The 17,971-nt window shown below is 30.5% G+C and carries 12 protein-coding genes and 1 tRNA gene; 9 read left to right on the forward strand and 4 right to left on the reverse strand.

Annotated features, from left to right (window positions below; genetic code table 11):
• Window positions 1-88 precede the first annotated feature (88 nt).
• The 5 genes from H0I28_RS16680 to H0I28_RS16700 all read left to right on the forward strand — a co-directional run bounded on the left by H0I28_RS16680 (window position 89) and on the right by H0I28_RS16700 (window position 4,010).
• Window positions 89-943 (forward strand): hypothetical protein, encoded by an 855-nt coding sequence (locus tag H0I28_RS16680; RefSeq protein WP_218759834.1) that lies wholly within the window; start codon window positions 89-91, stop codon window positions 941-943.
• A 165-nt stretch (window positions 944-1,108) separates the two neighbouring features.
• Complete coding sequence (locus H0I28_RS16685; protein WP_218759835.1) at window positions 1,109-1,801, forward strand: hypothetical protein; 693 nt, start codon at window positions 1,109-1,111, stop codon at window positions 1,799-1,801.
• A 34-nt stretch (window positions 1,802-1,835) separates the two neighbouring features.
• A complete protein-coding gene (locus H0I28_RS16690) occupies window positions 1,836-2,498 on the forward strand; it encodes a hypothetical protein (RefSeq protein ID WP_218759836.1) in 663 nt (220 codons plus the stop codon).
• Between the two features lie 83 nt (window positions 2,499-2,581).
• Window positions 2,582-3,277, forward strand: coding sequence for a sensor histidine kinase (locus H0I28_RS16695; RefSeq protein ID WP_254712805.1), 696 nt, complete (start codon window positions 2,582-2,584; stop codon window positions 3,275-3,277).
• The gene (locus tag H0I28_RS16700) at window positions 3,264-4,010 is read left to right on the forward strand and encodes a LytTR family DNA-binding domain-containing protein (RefSeq protein ID WP_218759838.1); all 747 of its coding nucleotides are present in this window, start codon (window positions 3,264-3,266) and stop codon (window positions 4,008-4,010) included. The genes H0I28_RS16695 and H0I28_RS16700 overlap by 14 nt, the downstream gene beginning before the upstream one ends.
• A gap of 300 nt (window positions 4,011-4,310) precedes the next feature.
• On the opposite strand, the gene H0I28_RS16705 is transcribed toward H0I28_RS16700, so the two are convergent.
• A complete protein-coding gene (locus tag H0I28_RS16705; protein ID WP_218752087.1) occupies window positions 4,311-4,490 on the reverse strand; it encodes a hypothetical protein in 180 nt (59 codons plus the stop codon).
• Between the two features lie 232 nt (window positions 4,491-4,722).
• On the opposite strand from H0I28_RS16705, the gene H0I28_RS16710 reads away from it, so the two are divergent.
• The 4 genes from H0I28_RS16710 to H0I28_RS16725 all read left to right on the forward strand — a co-directional run bounded on the left by H0I28_RS16710 (window position 4,723) and on the right by H0I28_RS16725 (window position 6,603).
• On the forward strand, window positions 4,723-5,523 hold the full coding sequence (locus H0I28_RS16710) for an alpha/beta hydrolase (RefSeq protein ID WP_218759839.1): 801 nt from the start codon (window positions 4,723-4,725) through the stop codon (window positions 5,521-5,523).
• 52 nt (window positions 5,524-5,575) lie between these two features.
• On the forward strand, window positions 5,576-6,025 hold the full coding sequence (locus H0I28_RS16715) for a retropepsin-like aspartic protease (protein ID WP_218732534.1): 450 nt from the start codon (window positions 5,576-5,578) through the stop codon (window positions 6,023-6,025).
• A gap of 20 nt (window positions 6,026-6,045) precedes the next feature.
• Window positions 6,046-6,495 (forward strand): GatB/YqeY domain-containing protein, encoded by a 450-nt coding sequence (locus H0I28_RS16720; RefSeq protein ID WP_218759841.1) that lies wholly within the window; start codon window positions 6,046-6,048, stop codon window positions 6,493-6,495.
• 34 nt (window positions 6,496-6,529) lie between these two features.
• Window positions 6,530-6,603, forward strand: a tRNA-Arg gene (locus tag H0I28_RS16725).
• Window positions 6,604-6,671: 68 nt separating this feature from the next.
• Here H0I28_RS16725 and H0I28_RS16730 read toward each other — a convergent pair.
• The 3 genes from H0I28_RS16730 to H0I28_RS16740 form a co-directional block, all read right to left on the reverse strand.
• On the reverse strand, window positions 6,672-7,631 hold the full coding sequence (locus H0I28_RS16730) for a T9SS type A sorting domain-containing protein (protein WP_218759843.1): 960 nt from the start codon (window positions 7,629-7,631) through the stop codon (window positions 6,672-6,674).
• Window positions 7,632-8,080: 449 nt separating this feature from the next.
• On the reverse strand, window positions 8,081-17,257 hold the full coding sequence (locus H0I28_RS16735) for a T9SS type A sorting domain-containing protein (protein ID WP_218759845.1): 9,177 nt from the start codon (window positions 17,255-17,257) through the stop codon (window positions 8,081-8,083).
• Between the two features lie 180 nt (window positions 17,258-17,437).
• Window positions 17,438-17,659 (reverse strand): hypothetical protein, encoded by a 222-nt coding sequence (locus H0I28_RS16740; protein ID WP_218752093.1) that lies wholly within the window; start codon window positions 17,657-17,659, stop codon window positions 17,438-17,440.
• Between the last annotated feature and the right edge of the window lie 312 nt (window positions 17,660-17,971).

Here is a 17,971-nt window from a genome sequence, read left to right on the forward strand (position 1 = left end):
AAGAATTTGTTTGAGTTAATTAATAATTAGTAAACCAAGTCAAGGCAGTAAAATGCTGTCTTGACTTACATTTAAAAACCTAGAAAATATGAAAACGAGATATAAAAATAGAAGAATTTTAGAATATGTAAGTATACTTTTTAGCTTGTTCGTGTTGATGAATTTTGTGAGTTGTAGTAATGATGAAAGTTGTGATTATGATGTGGAAGATGACGGATTTCCTTTTGCGTGTAGTGAGGGTATGGATGTAGCTTTTTTAATTGATTATACTGGAAGTATGGGAGGAGCAATAGATGGTATTAAAAGTTCAGTTGCTGCAATTGCAAATACAATCGTTACTGAGTCTGGGGGAGATTATAGACTCTCTTTATCAATTTTTGATGAACAACCAGAAGGTAATTTACCAGCTTATGCTGCCCAAACGGATTATGTAAGTTTGCCTGCAGGGCAAAAAGTAGTAAATTCTACATTTGCAACAAGGGATCAGTATTTAACTATGATGGAAAAATTTGGAACAAATAATAAAACCTCATTTAGTAATCAATTAGCAAAACTAAATGGAGCATTAAGTTTAGGTTCTGGAGTTGGGTCACCAGAACCTGGAGGCTTATTATTTAATGAACTGATAAATAATAGTTTTGCAGGAAATTGGAGAACAACTAATATTACTAAACTAGCTATAATTATAACTGATGCTGTTGCAGGTGGAGATGATGATATTGCTAATGGAATCGATGACACGTATTTGGCATCTCTTGCAGCAAAAGCAAACCTAGATGGTATTCAGGTCATTTTAGTTTCATCATTGGCTACATCAAATTATGAAATAAGTTTAGTAGATATCAATAACGGAGGTTTAAAACTTATGAATGCAAACTTGAACAATGTAGGTACAGATATTATTAAGCTAATTGAGGATATTTGTGTTAATAATGAAAAATAATTAAACCAATATTACTAATAATCATTCATGAAAAGGCAATGGAGATTGTATCAAAGTTGCTTTTTTAAACATTATCTTCAAAACGAATACAGAGGTTATTTTTTTTGATATCAAACATTATTTTTAACATTTCATTAATTAACATTAACTTTAAAGAAAAAAAATATGAAAAATTTAAAAATCAAACATCTTTTTTACGCAACTATTACTGCTTTCATGTTTTATTCTTGTGCAAGCCCAATTGAAATATATGAAAAATCAGGGCACGCTATTACCATGAAGCAAAGCCACATTTTATATGAAAATTACAATGAAAACCTAAAACCTATTATTGAAAAAACTCAAAATTCTATTCTGCAAAGAGAAGGATATGAAGGGACTGAATATGTATTGGTTAGCATAGAACAATTAGAAAATTACATTCGATTTTTAAAGGAAGTAGAGAAAACGAATAAAGGTAATGAGAACAACAAAGTAACTGGAATTGCACTATTTTTAGGAGCTCATGATAAAACGAAAACACTTAGTTCTATGCCTAAATTTAATCATAATATTAAGAGTTTTGAAGAGATGAATGAGAAAAATGATAGGTTAGTTGGAGACATGAGACATAGAGAAACAGTTTTTTTAGCTCCAACCTTTAGAGAAAACCATAAAGATTCAATATTTACAAATGAGTTTCAAAGACATATTCCTTTTTTTATTGAATATACAGACCAAAATAATAAATATAAAGGAACCTATAAGTATTTATTGCCTTACCTAAGAAATAAGAAAACTGAAAGTGCTACAAGATCTTTAGAAAGAAACTCAAGTTTAAATGCAGATGAGTTTAATATTATGCCACCAAGGCAATAACTTCTATAAAATAGCAACTAAAAAATAAATAATTTTGTTAGAAGTAATATATGATTCTGTAGTTTACTATCATTTATATTTGCAGATTATTCCTGCAATTATTGGTTTATTTTATATTAAGAAACTAGATGTTAAATATCGATATTTTGTACTATTGCTTTGGTATGGGGTGTTTAATGAAATTTTTGCTTTATACTATGGTAGATATATTGTAATACAAAAAAATGCAGTTTTTTATAATATATATAATGTCATTTACTTTAGTTATCTATTTTGGTTATTCTTTTCTAAATTCAATAGTAAAATATTTAAGAAAATAATTATATTTTTTGGAGTTATATATTTTATAGTTGTTGCATATGAATTACTGATTAAACAAATAGATTACACTAGTCAGAGTTTTTTAGAGTCTTACATAATTGGTGGATTTAGTATTTTAATCTTTGTTGCCTATTATTTAATGATGTTATTAACATCTAGTAAGCAAGAAAATGTATATTCAAATTTATTACTATGGATAGCTATTGCACATTTTATCTACTATTTAGGCTTTATACCTTTTAAAGTAGGTCAAAATTATTTTGCAAATTTTAAACAGTTTCATCATTTGTTTAGTTTATTAATTACAATTACAAGTTTAAAAAGTATCATTTTAAGTATCGGTTTTATATGCACTCACCAGAAGGTTCAATCATAGGTTATTCAATATTAATACTCGTTTTTTTAGGGGTATTACTAGTATTGCTTTTTTTTGTGTTTATAAATCGGAAAAACAAATTAGTGCGTGATAATTTTGAAGCAACCATACAAAACCAAAAACGCCAACACGATTTAGAATTAAAGGCTTTGCGAAGTCAAATGAATCCACACTTTGTACATAATTCTTTAAATGCTATTCAATATTATATTCAACAGAATGATGTTGAAACATCAGAAAATTATTTAGCAAAATTCTCGAAATTGATGCGTCAGTTTTTTGATTATTCAAGACGGAAAAGTGTTAGTTTGAGTGAAGAAATTAGCTTACTAGAGAATTATCTTCAAATAGAAAAATTACGTTTCGAAGAAAAAATAGAATATGAAATAAAAGTAGATCCAGAATTAGATATTGAAGAAGAACAGATACCTTCTATGCTTATACAACCGTTGGTAGAAAATGCTATAAACCATGGTTTATTTCACAAAAAAGGGAATGGAAAAGTAACTGTAATATTCAATTTTATAAATGCAAATTGCTTTAAAGTTAGTGTAATAGATAATGGTGTTGGTTTAAAAAAAACGAAAGAACTAAATACTTCTATAAAAAGTCAAAATGCTTCACATTCCTCAGAAGTATTAACTGAGCGAATTCATTTTTTAAATGAAAGTGGTTCTTGGAATGTGTGCCATAAAATGATAGATCGTTCTATAGAAATTGGTAAAACAGGTACAGAAATTGTTTTAGAATTTAATCAAAATTATTATGACAAAAATTAAAACGATACTTATTGATGATGAGCGGAAAGCATTATCTATTTTAAAAAATAAAATTGAAAGATACTGTCCAGACTTAGATATTATTGCAGAAACTCAGAGTCCAGAAAAAGGTTTAGAACTTATAGATAAATTGCAACCTCAACTGGTATTTATAGATATTGCAATGCCTGTAATGAATGGGTTTGATGTTTTAGCAAATGTAAAGAAGCCTAATTTTGAAATTATTTTTGTAACCGCTTTTGACCAATATGCAATAGATGCTATTAATTATAGTGCTATTGGTTACTTATTGAAGCCAGTGGATAATGAAACTTTAATAGCAACCGTAATAAAGGCTTCTAAAAATATTGCTGATAAATCTGCCTTAGAAAAAAACAAATTACTGATAGAAAACTTAGGCATACAAAATTTTCAGAAGAAAAAAATAGTCATTCCATCTGCAGATGGATTAGAGTTTGTAAAAATAGATGCAATTATACATTGCGAAGGTGTAGATGGATATACTAAGATTCATTTTAGTAATCAAAAACCCATTTTAAGCTCACAAAGCATAGGTCATTTTAATAAAATATTACAGCAGCAAGATTTTTACTTAGTCCATAAATCTCATTTGATAAATCTAGAGCATATAAAAAAATATTTAAATGAAGGTTATGTATTATTAAGTGAGAATCATAAAGTGCCTGTCTCTAGAAATAGACGACAAGATTTTTTAAATAATCTAAAAGGTTAGTTTTTAAGTGTTTTTAAAAGGTAGTTAGTTCATTTAATGTTTCGTCAAAGAAGCTTTTATAGAGTAAAACGGCTCTTTATTTTCTTTCTCAATGATTTTAGAGAAATCCATTACATTTGTTATGTAGTCTAATGTGCATAATAACTCAATGACTTTGTATGACAAGTACTGTTTTACTGAACTTGTTTCTGTATTTGTCATCAACATAAAATTTAGTATTGAAACCGATTCATTTCTGAATCGGTTTTTTATACAAATAAATTTTGCTCTCTTAATAAAAAGGAAAATTTATGTTAAGTTTTATTCTTTAATTTCAATATCAACATTTCCGTCTCCATCAGTTTTTACACTTCCTTGTGGAGTTTCAATATTTACATTATTTTCAGTTTTAACTTCCGTCTTTTTTTCTGATTTTTTATCCTCTCTACAAGCGGTAAATGATATTGATAAACATACAAGTACAAATAATAATTTCTTCATTTTTTTATGTTTTTAATTCATAGTAAAATAAAGATAATTTTTTTCATTATTGAAAAAAAAAGGACGAATTATTTTTAAGTGCTCTTTTTTAGCTTTAGCTATTTTAAAGTGTTGTGGCTAATTTGTTTACTTTATTTAAGTAAGTTCAACATCTACAAACCCATATTTTTTAGCATTATAATTTGTATTTAAAATCTTTAAAAATGATTAATTTCGTTGTTCAAATTTTTAAATGATTTACTTAGTATATTTTTTACTACTAATACTAATAATAATAGGGATTGTTTTTATTGGACTTTATTTATTTCAAGAGGAATTTATTTTTTTGAATGGTGATAAATTAGATAAAAATTATCAATATAACTTTACAAACAAGTTTGAAGAAGTCTTTGTAAAAACTGATGGAGATAATGTAGTTAATGCACTTCACTTTCAATTACCAAATCCAAAAGGAGTTGTTTTATTTTGTCATGGAAATAAAGGGAATTTAACTAAGTGGGGAGATAGAGTTGCTTACTTTTTAGACTATAATTATGAAGTCTTTGTTTTCGATTATAGGAATTACGGAAAAAGTACGGGTATATATAATGAAGTAGCCATGTACAATGATGGTTTGGTTGTTTATAATCACCTAAAAAATAATTTCAAAGAAGAGAATATTGTGGTTTATGGGTTTTCTTTAGGCGGAACTTTTGCCACCAAAATAGCTTCTCTAAATAGCCCGAAAGAATTAATTATAGAAGCTCCTTTTTACAAATTTAAAAAAGCAGCGACTTATAAGTTTAAGTTTGTTCCAACTTTTTTGTTAAAATACCAATTTAGGTCTGATAAAGACATTTCTAAAGTAAGATGTCCTATTACACTGTTTCATGGTAATAAAGACACTACCACTTCTTATAAGCAATCTAAAAGGTTGTTAGCACTAAATTCATCAACTAAAAATAAGTATATAGAGATTGATGGAGGAACACATCATAATATTAGAGAATTTGCCATTTATAAAGAGAATTTAAAAGAAATCTTAGAGCGATAGTACTTCTTAAAATTTATAAATCGTATTTTTGATCACTTCAAAGAATAATAAAATGAGTAGTATTAAGAAAATTTTAAAGAAGAAGAAGTTCGTCAAAATAAAGCTAAAGAAAATTGCGACCAATCACTTGGAGTTAAAAGCAACAATCAATGGTGTAAAAGGGCGATTTATTCTAGATACAGGTGCTTCTAACTCTTGTGTAGGATTAGATATGATTACTCATTTTAATTTGGAAGCTCAAGAAAGTGAAACCAAAGCAGCTGGGGCAGGAGCAACCGATATGGAAACGTTGCAATCTGATAATAATTCTTTAAAAATAGGAAGCTGGAAAACAAATAAATGTCATTTAGTGTTGTTTAATTTATCTCATGTTAATACAGCTTTAACGCAGCACAAAGCAAAAGAAGTACATGGAATTATTGGTGCAGATGTGTTACAAAAGGGTAAAGCATTTATAGATTATCATAAAAAAGTTTTATACTTAAAGAAAACAAAAAAATAATTAATTTAAAATAAAATACAATGAGTTTGCAAAAACAAGTAATGGATAAAATGAAAGAAGCAATGAAAGCAAAAGATACGGTTGCTTTACAAGCTTTAAGAGCGGTTAAATCTGCCTTTTTATTAGCGAAAACGGAAACAGGTGTTCAAGCAGAAATTACAGAAGAGCAAGAAATTAAAATTATTCAGAAGCAAGTTAAACAAAGAAGAGACAGTGCAGCTATCTTTATAGAACAAGGTAGACAAGATTTAGCTGATCCAGAATTAGCTGAATTAGCTGTTTTAGAACAGTTTTTGCCAGAAGCCTTATCAGAAGAAGAAATTGAAAGTGTGGTTGTTGCTACGATTAGCAAAGTAGGAGCATCCGGAATGAAAGATATGGGGAAAGTTATGGGAATTGTTTCTGCTGAATTAGCAGGTAAAGCAGATGGTAAAACCATTTCTACTTTAGTAAAAAAGAATTTAATGTAAAAAATATTTTTGTTCTCTTTATAGAAAACAAAATGGCTGCGTAGTTCAACTGGATAGAATATCAGATTTCGGCTCTGAGGGTTGGGGGTTCGAATCCCTTCGCAGTCACAAAAAAAAAGGCTAAGAATTACATTTTGTAATTCTTAGCCTTTTTTAGTTAATTTAGATTAATCTAATTATTCAATAACTACTTTTTTGCTTATTGTACCTTTGTTGCTATACATTTTTACAATGTATAGTCCGGTTGGTATTTGATTTTTTATGGCTAACTTATAGCTGTTTTTCTGTTCTGTAATGTTCCATAAGCTTGTTTTTTTACCGAGTATATTAAAAAGTTCTATTTTCTGTATTGTTATTTCTTGATTTTTAGAAATTACAATATTTTTATTTTGATTATCAGCATAAATAGTAGTTTCTGTAATTAGTGTATTGTTTTCTAGTTTAAGTGTGTTTGAGGTAGATTCTTTAAAAGCTAAAACAAAACGATTAGAACAGACACCTTTATCTAAGGTTAAATTGATTTTTCCATCTTTAATGTTGTATGAATCTCCTGTAAGTTTATCCTTTATGTAAATTTCTCTAGAAATATTTTGAATTTTATCTACCATTAAATCTACTTGTCCAGAATACCCCATTGTAATTTCTAAAGGAACTTCTAAATCATCAGATATTTCTTGCACACCAGTAATTACATATTTTCTATGATCATCCTTAAATTTCCAATAGATGTCAGTTTCATTGTCGATAAATGACTCAGAATCGTAACCTTTTTCATAGTCAAATGAATTTGTTGCCTGAAAAGAGATTGCTATTTGATGATGTAACCTTAAGTTTTCTGTATTTGTATATTCAAACCCTAATTTAATGATTGGTAATAATTCAGTTTTGTTACTTCTTTGATTTTCAAAAGTTTTATTATAAGAAGCTTCTTTAGGTATTGGGTTTTTACATAATTCTGATGATGACCCTCTATTTGGAATTATATTGGCAAAAGTTTTAATATTTAAGAAAACGGATAGAAATACTATTAAATAGATAATTCCTTTAGTATAAGTTTTCTTTTCTTTAAGGTGTTGGTTTTTAGAAAAATTGAAGTTTTTTAAAAATAATTTCTGAGTGTTTTTAGTGTTATTCATTTTTTGGGGGATTATATTAAATAAACATTGTGTTAAATAGAATTACTGGGTATAGGCAAAAGTTTTAGTGTTAAAGAAATGGATAGAAGTAAACATTATTAAAAAGACAAGTTCTTTTTAATGGTGTTTTTTAGAAAAGTAGAATATTTAAAAAAATATTTTCTTGGTATTTTAGTGTTATTCATTTTTTGGGGGATTATATTAAATAAATACTGTTTTAAAAGTAACTAAATAATATTGGGTTTGCTAATTTTTTTCCTATAAATGATTAAATAATTGTTAATTACTGTATTATTATCTAATAAAACAAGTTTTTTGTTGAGGATTCAGTTGTTTTTTAGGTTGTAGTCACGATACTTCCTAATTATTATACCCTAAAAAAAGAATAAAAAAAAAGCTGAATAATGATTTCATTATTCAGCTTTAATTAATATAGTTATTTTTAGTGTTTATTCAATAATAACCTTTTTGTTTGTTTCACCTTTACTAGTATTCATTTTTACAATGTAAATACCCGTTGGTATTTGTTTTTTGATATCTAATTGATACGTATCTTTTTGTTCTTTAATGTTCCAAACACTCACTTTCTTACCAAGAATATCAAACAACTCAACTTTATTAATTTCGACTTCATTACTAATAGAAATAACAATTTGCTTGTTTTCATTGTCTGCATAAATATTAGTGTTTGAAGCTAAAATTTCATCTTCTACATTTAAAGCAGTGTTCGGAGAAAATGCAAGTACAAAACGATCTGGATAAACTCCTTTTTCTAAAGTTAAAGTTATTTTTTCGTTTTTAACATCATAAGAAGTTCCTGTAAGTTTATCTGTAATATAGATGTCTCTAGAAACATTTTGAATTTCATCTACCATTAAGTTTACTTGACCAGAATAATCCATTACTAATTCTAATGGTACTTCTAATTCATTAGAGATAGCTTGTACACCTGCAATTACATAGTTACTATCATCATTAGGGAATTTCCAGTAGATGTCTGTATTACCAACTTGATATACATGAGAATCATAACCTTTATCAAAATCAAATGAGTTTGTTCCTTGAAAAGAAACTGCTATTTGATGGTGCAGTAATGTTTCATCTGTGTTCTTATATTCAAAACCTAGTTTAATAATTGGTAACAAGTTAGTTGTGCTTGCTGTTTTGCTGCTTTTTTTGCTTGTTTTAAAGAATACAGATTGGTCTCCTTCTGTAACATAGGCTCTTTGGCTATTATTAAAGTTTACTGCTTGTGGTGTTGCTATTACCGCATCTCCTTCAATAAAGAATCCTTGACCCATTGCTATATAAGCTTTCGGCTCTTTGTATGTTTGATCACCTAAACCAGAAGTTCCGTTGTCATCATTAATACTAAGATCTTCTATTTTATCTGCTGCTACTCCTGTAACGAAGTTTATTGTTGCATATCCACCAATGTAACCACCAAATACATGCCCAGCAATTCCATCTCCTTCTCCTAGAACGCTTTCATGATGTTCCCAGAAATATAGTGTTCCAGTAGTATTAGCTAAATTATCTTTTATAAATTTCTTAGTATTTATAGCAGAAGGGTAAGGGTTACCAATTAAATAACTTTCTCCTCCAGCTATTTTAGAATCTGTGTTAAAATCACCGTCATTAGGTGTACCTGAAAAAGTATAATTTTGTTCTCTTCCTGGTCCTTTAAAAATATAACCTTCACCTCTGTTTATGGTACCACTTTTATATTTATGTACCCAATTAGATCTACCATCAGATCCAGGAACATAGGTGTATATCCAATAATCTGCTAATGAAATACCTGTAGTTGTAAAAGAACCATCATAGCCAGAAACAAAAGTAATGTCTTTTGGATTTGCTGGGTCTGTACCATCTTTTAATACATCTTGTACTGTATAAGTAGTACCTAGTGAGTTTACCGGAGAACTCATATAGCCATACCTGTATAAACTTGGTATTTCTGAGTTTTGGTCTACTAATAGTTTACCCATACTAGATGCAAAAGTACTTTTAATTGTACTTTCTCCACTATGTGTTTGTACTAATTGCGCTTTTGTACCTGCTAAACGAATATCACCATCTAAAGTAATATCATTAGTTACTACTAATAGTTGATCTGTTACTGTTAATTTTTGATTAGCATCTACTTTTAATTCTCTAGCACTTAATCTATTCTCGGTATGTTCGAAATTTTGATCAATTACTACAGAACGAGATCTATCTGGATAACCATTTGTATACACATTATTATCAGCTGTTGAAGTAGTAATGTTCACTCTATGTAAACCTAATAAAGTATTCGCTTCTTTGTCTGATGTTATTATTTCAGAGATTAAAGGATCTTGAGGATGTCTTTTAGTTCCTGTAACGTCTTTTTCTCCTACTATTTCGTATGTAGAAATTGCATCATCTATAAATACAACCCATTCTTCTGCATTATAATCTTTGTTTGTTGTTAAACTTTCGTCTATTCTAACAACAGAAGTATTGTTGGTAACATTAGAAACAACATCATATCTATGATCCCATGCATAAACTCCATTAGATGCAGATAATATAATGATATCGTTAAAAGTATCATCTAAATCAGTTAATGCATCATTATCTACAATTGTTCTACCTGTTACTGATTCAGATTCTGGAGTAAATGTATTATTCGAGTTTCTAAATAATACTGATTTCCCTGCAAGTAAAGGTGTTGTTAAAATGTAAGATGCATCAGGATCAATATTTGTTTGATCTCCTGTTTTATCTTTAAATAAATGAATTTTCACACTATTTGGAAGTATTGTAGAAGTACCTATGTTGGTAATTTCTATCCATTTTTCAGATCCAAGATGATATACTTGAGTTATCATAACATTAGCAACTTCTGGAATATCTCTATAATCTAAATTTCCACCAGTATTAACATCATTGTCTTCATCACCAAATGCATCTTCTAAAGAAGTGTCTGAGGTACCTATGTTGGTTACTTTATTACCATCACCTAACCCATCATTTACTGTAGATCCTGCAATAGCAGAGTCATCATTATCGTCAAAAGCATTATCTAAACCGTCATTATCATCATCATTACCAGAAGCAACATCTAATTGGTGTCCGTTTTCTGATATATCAGGAATATTATCATTGTCTGAATCTAAATCTAAATAGTCAGGATTATCTGTACCATCTGTATTTTCTGGAATCAAACCAATATTATTACCATCTTCGTATGTATCATCTACACCATTATTGTTTGTATCTGTTATTCCTGTAGCTATGCCAGACGGAGCATTATATTCATTTGTTGTCTGTGCTTCTACATTATCTGGAATACCATCATTATCTGCATCTATATCTAAAAAGTTAGGTATGCTGTCATTATCTTTATCACCTTTTGTGTATGTATTTGGTTTTCCATTTCCGTCTGTATCTTCACCTGTTATTACTAAAGGTGTATTTACATCTATAGATCCATCAACAGCATCATCAAAACCATTATTGTTTGTGTCTGTTGTAAGTGTACCATCAGCATTAATAGTATCTACTTTACCGTCTCTATTAGCATCAGTTCCTCCCGCTTCAATAATATCTACAATACCATCGTTATCAGAGTCTAAATCTATGCTATTTGGTATGCCATCTCCATCTGTATCTAAGTTTTCTAAATTATTACCTCCAGTAATATCAGCATCATAACGATCATCTAAACCATTATTGTTCGCATCGTTTATAAGAGTATTGTCAGCATTAATATCATCTACTAGTCCGTTTCCATCAGTATCTTCTCCGCCAGCTTCAATTAAGTCTGGTATACCGTCATTATCTGAATCTAAATCTAAAGAATTAGGTATTCCGTCATTATCTGTGTCTTCGCAATTATTTGAGAAAATGCTTACTAAATCTAGAGCAGCTCCAATTCCTATAGAACCTGGTACAGGAGGAGATGCTTGAAACTCTAATGATGTTTCTGTTGTAGTAGCTACAAATACTGTAGTAAAACGATACCATTTTTTAGGCCCCACAACTCCGTTTACAGCACCTTCAGCTATTGTAGTTAATGTTTTATCTAGAATATTAGAACTAGAGGCGTCTTTTACTTTTACATTTAAAGTAACATCTTGACCTGTTTCATGACCAATATCTTCTCCCCAATAAAAAGAAAGTGTATATGTATTACCTGGTACTGTAGAAATAGTTTGTGAAAGAATATTACTTACACCTCCATCACTTTTATCGTTATTACCAAGAACATCTACATATTGGTTTCCGCTATAAGCTGCTGCAAAATTACTAGTTATCCAACTTGGAGATTGTCCTCCAACCCATCCGTCTAGGTTCTGGCTATAATTCCAACCTGTTAACGTGTTTGTATTTAAAGTTTTTCCTATAAATGTACCGTAGGGTCCTGTTCCTCCATTAGGAAATTCAGTTGTACTTGAAAAATCTTGAAGTTCAAAATCTCCGTTTATAATTAAGTTACCACAACCTTCATCAGTATCTAAAATACCATCGTTATCATCATCTAAATCATAAAAATCAGGAACACCGTCATTATCAGTATCTTTAATGTCTCTATAGTCTAGATCTCCATTTCCAGGGAAGTCATTATCTTCATCTCCAAAAGCAGTATCTAAATCACTTGAAGTAGTTACTTCTTTAAGTGTACTAGAACCATCATTTACAGTAGTCCTTGAGTTTTCAGCATCATTGTTATCGTCAAAAATATCATTTAATCCATCACCATCTTCATCTGCATTGATGTCTATAATTACATTATTTGCAGTGTCTCCGTTTTCTGAAATATCAGGAATACCATCATTGTCTGAATCTAAATCTAAATAATCTTGATTATCTTTATTGTCTGTGTTTACTGGGATAAGACCAATACCACTAACTTCGTAATTATCATCTACACCATTTTTATTAGCGTCTAACATTGCTCCGTTAGGGTTGCTAGGTGCTATATAACCACTAGTTGTTTGTGCTTCTATATTATCTGGTATACCATCATTATCTGCATCGATATCTATATGATTTAATTTACCATCACCATCGTAATCTTTACTTGGATACGAGTTTGGTTTACCATCTGCATTTGTGTCTATACCTGTAATAATTAAGACATTATTTATATTTTCTGATGTACCATCTTGACCAACATCTCCATCAATTAGGTCGTTAAAACCATCGTTATCTGTGTCTACAAAACTATCAGCAATACCGTCTCTATTAGTATCTAAACCACCAGCTTCTATAACATCTGTTATTCCATCGTTGTCTGAATCTAAATCTTTTGTATCTGGAATGCCATCATTGTCTGAATCTGGGTATGTAATTGCATTGGTATTTGTACCGCTATTAACATCATAAAGATCATCTAAACCATCTCTGTCTAAGTCATTTAAAAGTTGGCTTGTTGTTGGATCTATATCATCTACTTTACCGTCACCATTAGTATCTACACCACCAGCTTCTACAATATCAGGAATACCATCATTATCTGAGTCTAAATCTAAATGATCAGGAATTCCGTCGCTATCTGTGTCAATAGATTCTCCGTTTCTACCTATAGTATTACCATCTAAACCTGTTTTAATAAGAGCAATACCATTTGTACCATCTGTTCCTGGTCCGTCTGAAGCATTTTCATCATAAATATCTGCTAAACCATCTTTATCTGCATCTAAATTTGTGTCTACATGTCCGTCTCCATTTGCGTCAATACCACCAGCTTCTATGATATCTGGAATACCGTCGTTGTCTGCATCTAAGTCTAAATGATCAGGAATTCCGTCGCTATCTGTATCAATAGAGCTACCATCACCACTTACCATATTACCATCTGCATCTGTTTCAACAAGTGCAGTACCGTTTGTACCATCTAATCTTGGTCCATCAGCAGCATTTTCATCATAAATATCAGCAAGACCATCTTTGTCTGCATCTAAATTTGTGTCTACACGTCCGTCTCCGTTAGTATCTGTACCACCAGCTTCTATTAAGTCTGTAATACCATCGTTATCTGAATCTAAGTCTAAGTGATCTGCAATTCCGTCACCATCAGTATCAATAGAAGTATCATCTCCACTTATCATGTTACCTGCTGCATCCGTTTTAATAAGAGCAGTACCATTTGTACCACTAGCACCAGGTCCGTTAGAAGCGTTTTCATCGTAAATATCTGCTAAACCATCTTGGTCAAGATCTGTAATGTCATCTACACGTCCATCACCGTTAGTATCTATACCACCTGCTTCTACAAGGTCTGGAATACCATCGTTATCTGAATCTAAATCTAAATAATCTTTAATACCATCTCCATCTGAATCTGGATTAGAAATAGGTGTACCTGCAACCCAATTTGGAGTACCTCCAGCAGTGTCTGTATCATCATACATATCAGCTAAACCATCACCATCTAAATCTACCATACTTGTAGGGTCTCCTGCAGTTGGGTAGTCTATTAATCCATCTCCATTTGTATCTATACCACCAGCTTCTACGATATCTGGAATACCATCGTTATCTGAATCTAAATCTAAATAATCTGGAATACCATCTCCATCCGTATCTGTAAGTGGACAAAAATTCATTGAGGTTATAGCAGAAGTTACATTACTATTTTGACTATCTTGATAAGTTTGATCTTTACCTGTTCTTATTGTAATCGTATCTACTAAACCATCTACTGAAAAAGTGAAAGTATTTTCTGTAACTGCTGTTCCACCACCACTTTGGCGACCTACAATTTGGTTTGATTTTACAAATTGCCAACCATTACTATTGTTAAAATTGGTTGGATTAAAATTACTGAAATTAGAATTATCTACAGTTATAGGTGAACCATTATAAGAAGCATTCATCTCATAATAATCATGATTATTTAACCCTGCTACATCAAAAGATAACCCCGAGACTGGTTTAGGAAATGTTATTGTTATCGTTGCATAATTTCCGGTTGATATACTCGATGTTTGAATAGGTTGAAAATAGATATGTTCACCAATGGCATTATTTGTATTTATTTGAATACCATTACTACTAAATTTTGCTAGACCATTAAAATCAACATCTACATTAAAAGCTCCGTTTGAAAGACCTTGTAAAGGTAGTTGTGATTCTAAATTTGTAGCTGTAGCGTAAGGGGTTAATGCTATTTCATTTATACCAGAAACCGAGCCTTCAAAACAATTTGCAGAATCGCTGTATTCTACTGAATCTGGAATACCATCATTATCAGAATCTAAATCTAAATAATCAGGTACACCATCTCCATCTGTATCTAAACAAGTAGCGCTATCAGAACTATCTGTTACAGCAGAAGTTGTACCTGAATAACCATCGCTACCAAGAACTGTACCTGATGTAGAAATACCTGTACCATCTATTTCGCCATCATTATCTGCGTCTGTAAAACCAGCTTCTTTAACATCAGAACATCCATCTCCGTCTGAATCTTTATTTATATAATCTGGTGTACCAGGACTTGTTTCTGTAGGTATTAAAGCAGTGCCAGAACAATCTGTGGAACTAGAGCTATATTCTGCTCCATAAATAAGAACACCTGGATTATAAGGTTCTATTAAAATATAATTGGTTGAAGCATTTGTAGTATAAGTATAAGTTGCAGAAGTAGTTCCTACTACAGAAATGTTTACATAGTTATTTAACCCTGTACCATCTGCACTATCTGCTTGTCTTACGCCTACATCTTGGTTGTAATTATTTACAGCTGCATGTATTGTTATTGTTGTATTTGCAGGTAATGTTTTTCCAAAATTTAAAACTAAAAAAGCGTTTTGTGTTGATTCTGCATATGAATTACTTGGTACTCCAATTGCATTTGTTTCATTGTTAAAGTATGGCTTTGATGTTCCTGTACTTACAGCATCTAAAGCATATGATGATTCTGACATACAGTTACCATCATAAATATCTGCTAAACCATCATTGTCTGAGTCAGTTAAGTCATCTGCAATACCATTGTTATCTGCATCCGTTCCACCTGCTTCTAAAAGATCATAAAGACCATCATTATCAGAATCTAAGTCTAAGAAATTTGGAAGATCATCTGAATCTGAATTAGTAGGAGTTAACCCTAATCCTGCTGAACTTGGTATGCCATCTTCATTTACATTACCATCGGCTAAACCATCGTTGTTTGAATCTGTACCACCAGCTTCTATAACATCAGTTATACCATCGTTATCAGAATCTAAGTCTAAATGGTTAGGTATTCCGTCTTCGTCAAAATCATAAACATCAGGTATACCATCATTATTTGTGTCTGTATAGTCAGTAGTACCGCCTGGTCCACTATTTCCATTGTCTTCATTATCTTGGTAATTAAATACACCATCATTATCTTCATCTCCAAAAGGATCATTTCCACCACTTTCTATAGTATCTAAAATACCATCATTATCAGAATCTAAATCTAAATAATCAGGTACGCCATCTCCATCAGAATCACGTCTAACAGTAATTGTAACTGTTGCGGTATCACAAGTTGTAGTATTTGGTGCAGGTAAACATACTTGGTATTCAAAAGTGTCTACTCCAACAAAATTTTCATTTGGTGTATATATATAAGTACCGTCTGCATTAAATTCTAAAGTACCATTACTTGGGCCTGAACCAATATTACTGTAAGTTGAACCATCTGGTACTTGATTGTTAGTTGTAACGTCACCGTTTAAAAAAGCTTGATTCCAAATAATTTCTTCTTGAGAGTCGGTAGCATAAGATTGTACGATAAAAAATTTACCATCACCATGATCACTAGAAGCTGCAGTCATTTGAACTCTAGTAATTTTAGAACCAGTAGGCGCTATTTCATTTAAATAAAACAATGCAATACCTAAGGTTCCGTTATTATCTAAAACACGATCTGTTAACCAATAATCAGAATCTGCACTAGGAGTAGCAATAGCTCCCTCATCACCTAAATTAGCATTATTACCAGTACCATAACCGGTACCACCATAGCCCCATTTAGCTCCATTATTTGTAACAACAAAAGTTTCTCCTAAAGATTGTTCTGTACCGCCAGATGCAGGTGTACCAAAAACCTCTATATGAAAACAGTTATTACCATTTCTTTCTGTAATAGCTACAATTGCTCCTTGATTTGAAGGGATTGCAGGGCTATATAATAATGATTGTCTTTGTGCTCCGGTAGTTTCTTCAGCGTTAAAATCATTACAAATTGCGGCCCCATTGCCGTATGCGGTAAAATAATGGTTTAAGTTTTTATCTTGAAAAGCAGCCAATGCTTTTATGTTCCAAGCTGAACTTCCATAATCACCATTGAAAGGATTTGGAGTTGCTCCACTACCTGTTATGGTTACATTACCATTTTCTCTAATGGAATTTTGGTTCTGACCAGCTGTACCTAATTTAGTTAATTGATAACCAGAAGGAACTGCGAATAGATTGTATTCTGCACCATCTATAGAAATACTTTCTAAATTTATTGGATCTGTTGTTGAAGTTTGATCACTTGCCCATTTAAAAGTTGCACCTGTTTTAATACTCGATGCATTTGTAGGTGTAGTTTGTGCTTGAATATTAGTGATAAAAAAGAAAAGGAAATTACATATAATTAATCCTTTTACAAATAAGTATTTGTTTTTCATATATTTTACTTTGATAAGTATGAATTTTAAATTTGCAGCACATTTTATTGCAGACTGCTATATTTAGCCACACAAGAAATTTAAAAGTGGGAACAATTACTCTTTACAAGAACCCACAATAGGTTTTGTTTAAAAGTAAAAGTCACTTTTATCTCTAAAGGTTAAAAATGAATTAATATTTTATACGGAGGATATGTTTTTTATAGCGAATTCTTGTCCAATTGCTATCTCATGCTCTATAGCATGGATTGGTCTATTTAAAAGATTGAAAATAGAAAAGATTGGAAATAAAAAGAAAGAAATCTTTTTATACTTTAAAAGCAGTACTTTTTTTGAAGGGTTGTCTAATCTAAAACGAGCTATTTCCCCAAATAGTTTCGTTTCTTTTAGATATTTAATCATTAAGAAAATTTTTTAAAAGCGCTAAAGTAGTCATTATTAACCAAACACCTATTATTTGACACTATTATTTTTAACAAGTCACATTTATTTTTTTTAAAAAAATAATTACTGTTTTTAGGTGATTATGATGATTCAATTTTCGCGAATTTTAATGCTGAAATTAGTTCAGAATGATAAGTTTTACTATTTCTTTGAATTTGTAGTACAAAAAAAACCAGTGAAATATTTTTCACTGGTTTAAATTTAAGATTTGCTCTTTTATGTTAGAAAGACTTATTTTTTTTACCAAGAATATGAAACAAGGCTAATTTA

The organism is Polaribacter sp. AHE13PA, assembly GCF_019278505.1.
In the GTDB taxonomy this organism is placed as follows: domain Bacteria; phylum Bacteroidota; class Bacteroidia; order Flavobacteriales; family Flavobacteriaceae; genus Polaribacter.

What these genes read in the sequence shown, in the direction of transcription:
- H0I28_RS16705 (WP_218752087.1), bottom strand. Translation starts at nt 4,490, where the DNA reads ATGAAGAAATTATTATTTGTACTTGTATGTTTATCAATATCATTTACC.
- H0I28_RS16700 (WP_218759838.1), top strand. Translation starts at nt 3,264, where the DNA reads ATGACAAAAATTAAAACGATACTTATTGATGATGAGCGGAAAGCATTA.
- H0I28_RS16715 (WP_218732534.1), top strand. Translation starts at nt 5,576, where the DNA reads ATGAGTAGTATTAAGAAAATTTTAAAGAAGAAGAAGTTCGTCAAAATA.
- H0I28_RS16710 (WP_218759839.1), top strand. Translation starts at nt 4,723, where the DNA reads ATGATTTACTTAGTATATTTTTTACTACTAATACTAATAATAATAGGG.
- H0I28_RS16680 (WP_218759834.1), top strand. Translation starts at nt 89, where the DNA reads ATGAAAACGAGATATAAAAATAGAAGAATTTTAGAATATGTAAGTATA.
- H0I28_RS16730 (WP_218759843.1), bottom strand. Translation starts at nt 7,631, where the DNA reads ATGAATAACACTAAAAACACTCAGAAATTATTTTTAAAAAACTTCAAT.
- H0I28_RS16720 (WP_218759841.1), top strand. Translation starts at nt 6,046, where the DNA reads ATGAGTTTGCAAAAACAAGTAATGGATAAAATGAAAGAAGCAATGAAA.
- H0I28_RS16740 (WP_218752093.1), bottom strand. Translation starts at nt 17,659, where the DNA reads ATGATTAAATATCTAAAAGAAACGAAACTATTTGGGGAAATAGCTCGT.
- H0I28_RS16685 (WP_218759835.1), top strand. Translation starts at nt 1,109, where the DNA reads ATGAAAAATTTAAAAATCAAACATCTTTTTTACGCAACTATTACTGCT.
- H0I28_RS16735 (WP_218759845.1), bottom strand. Translation starts at nt 17,257, where the DNA reads ATGAAAAACAAATACTTATTTGTAAAAGGATTAATTATATGTAATTTC.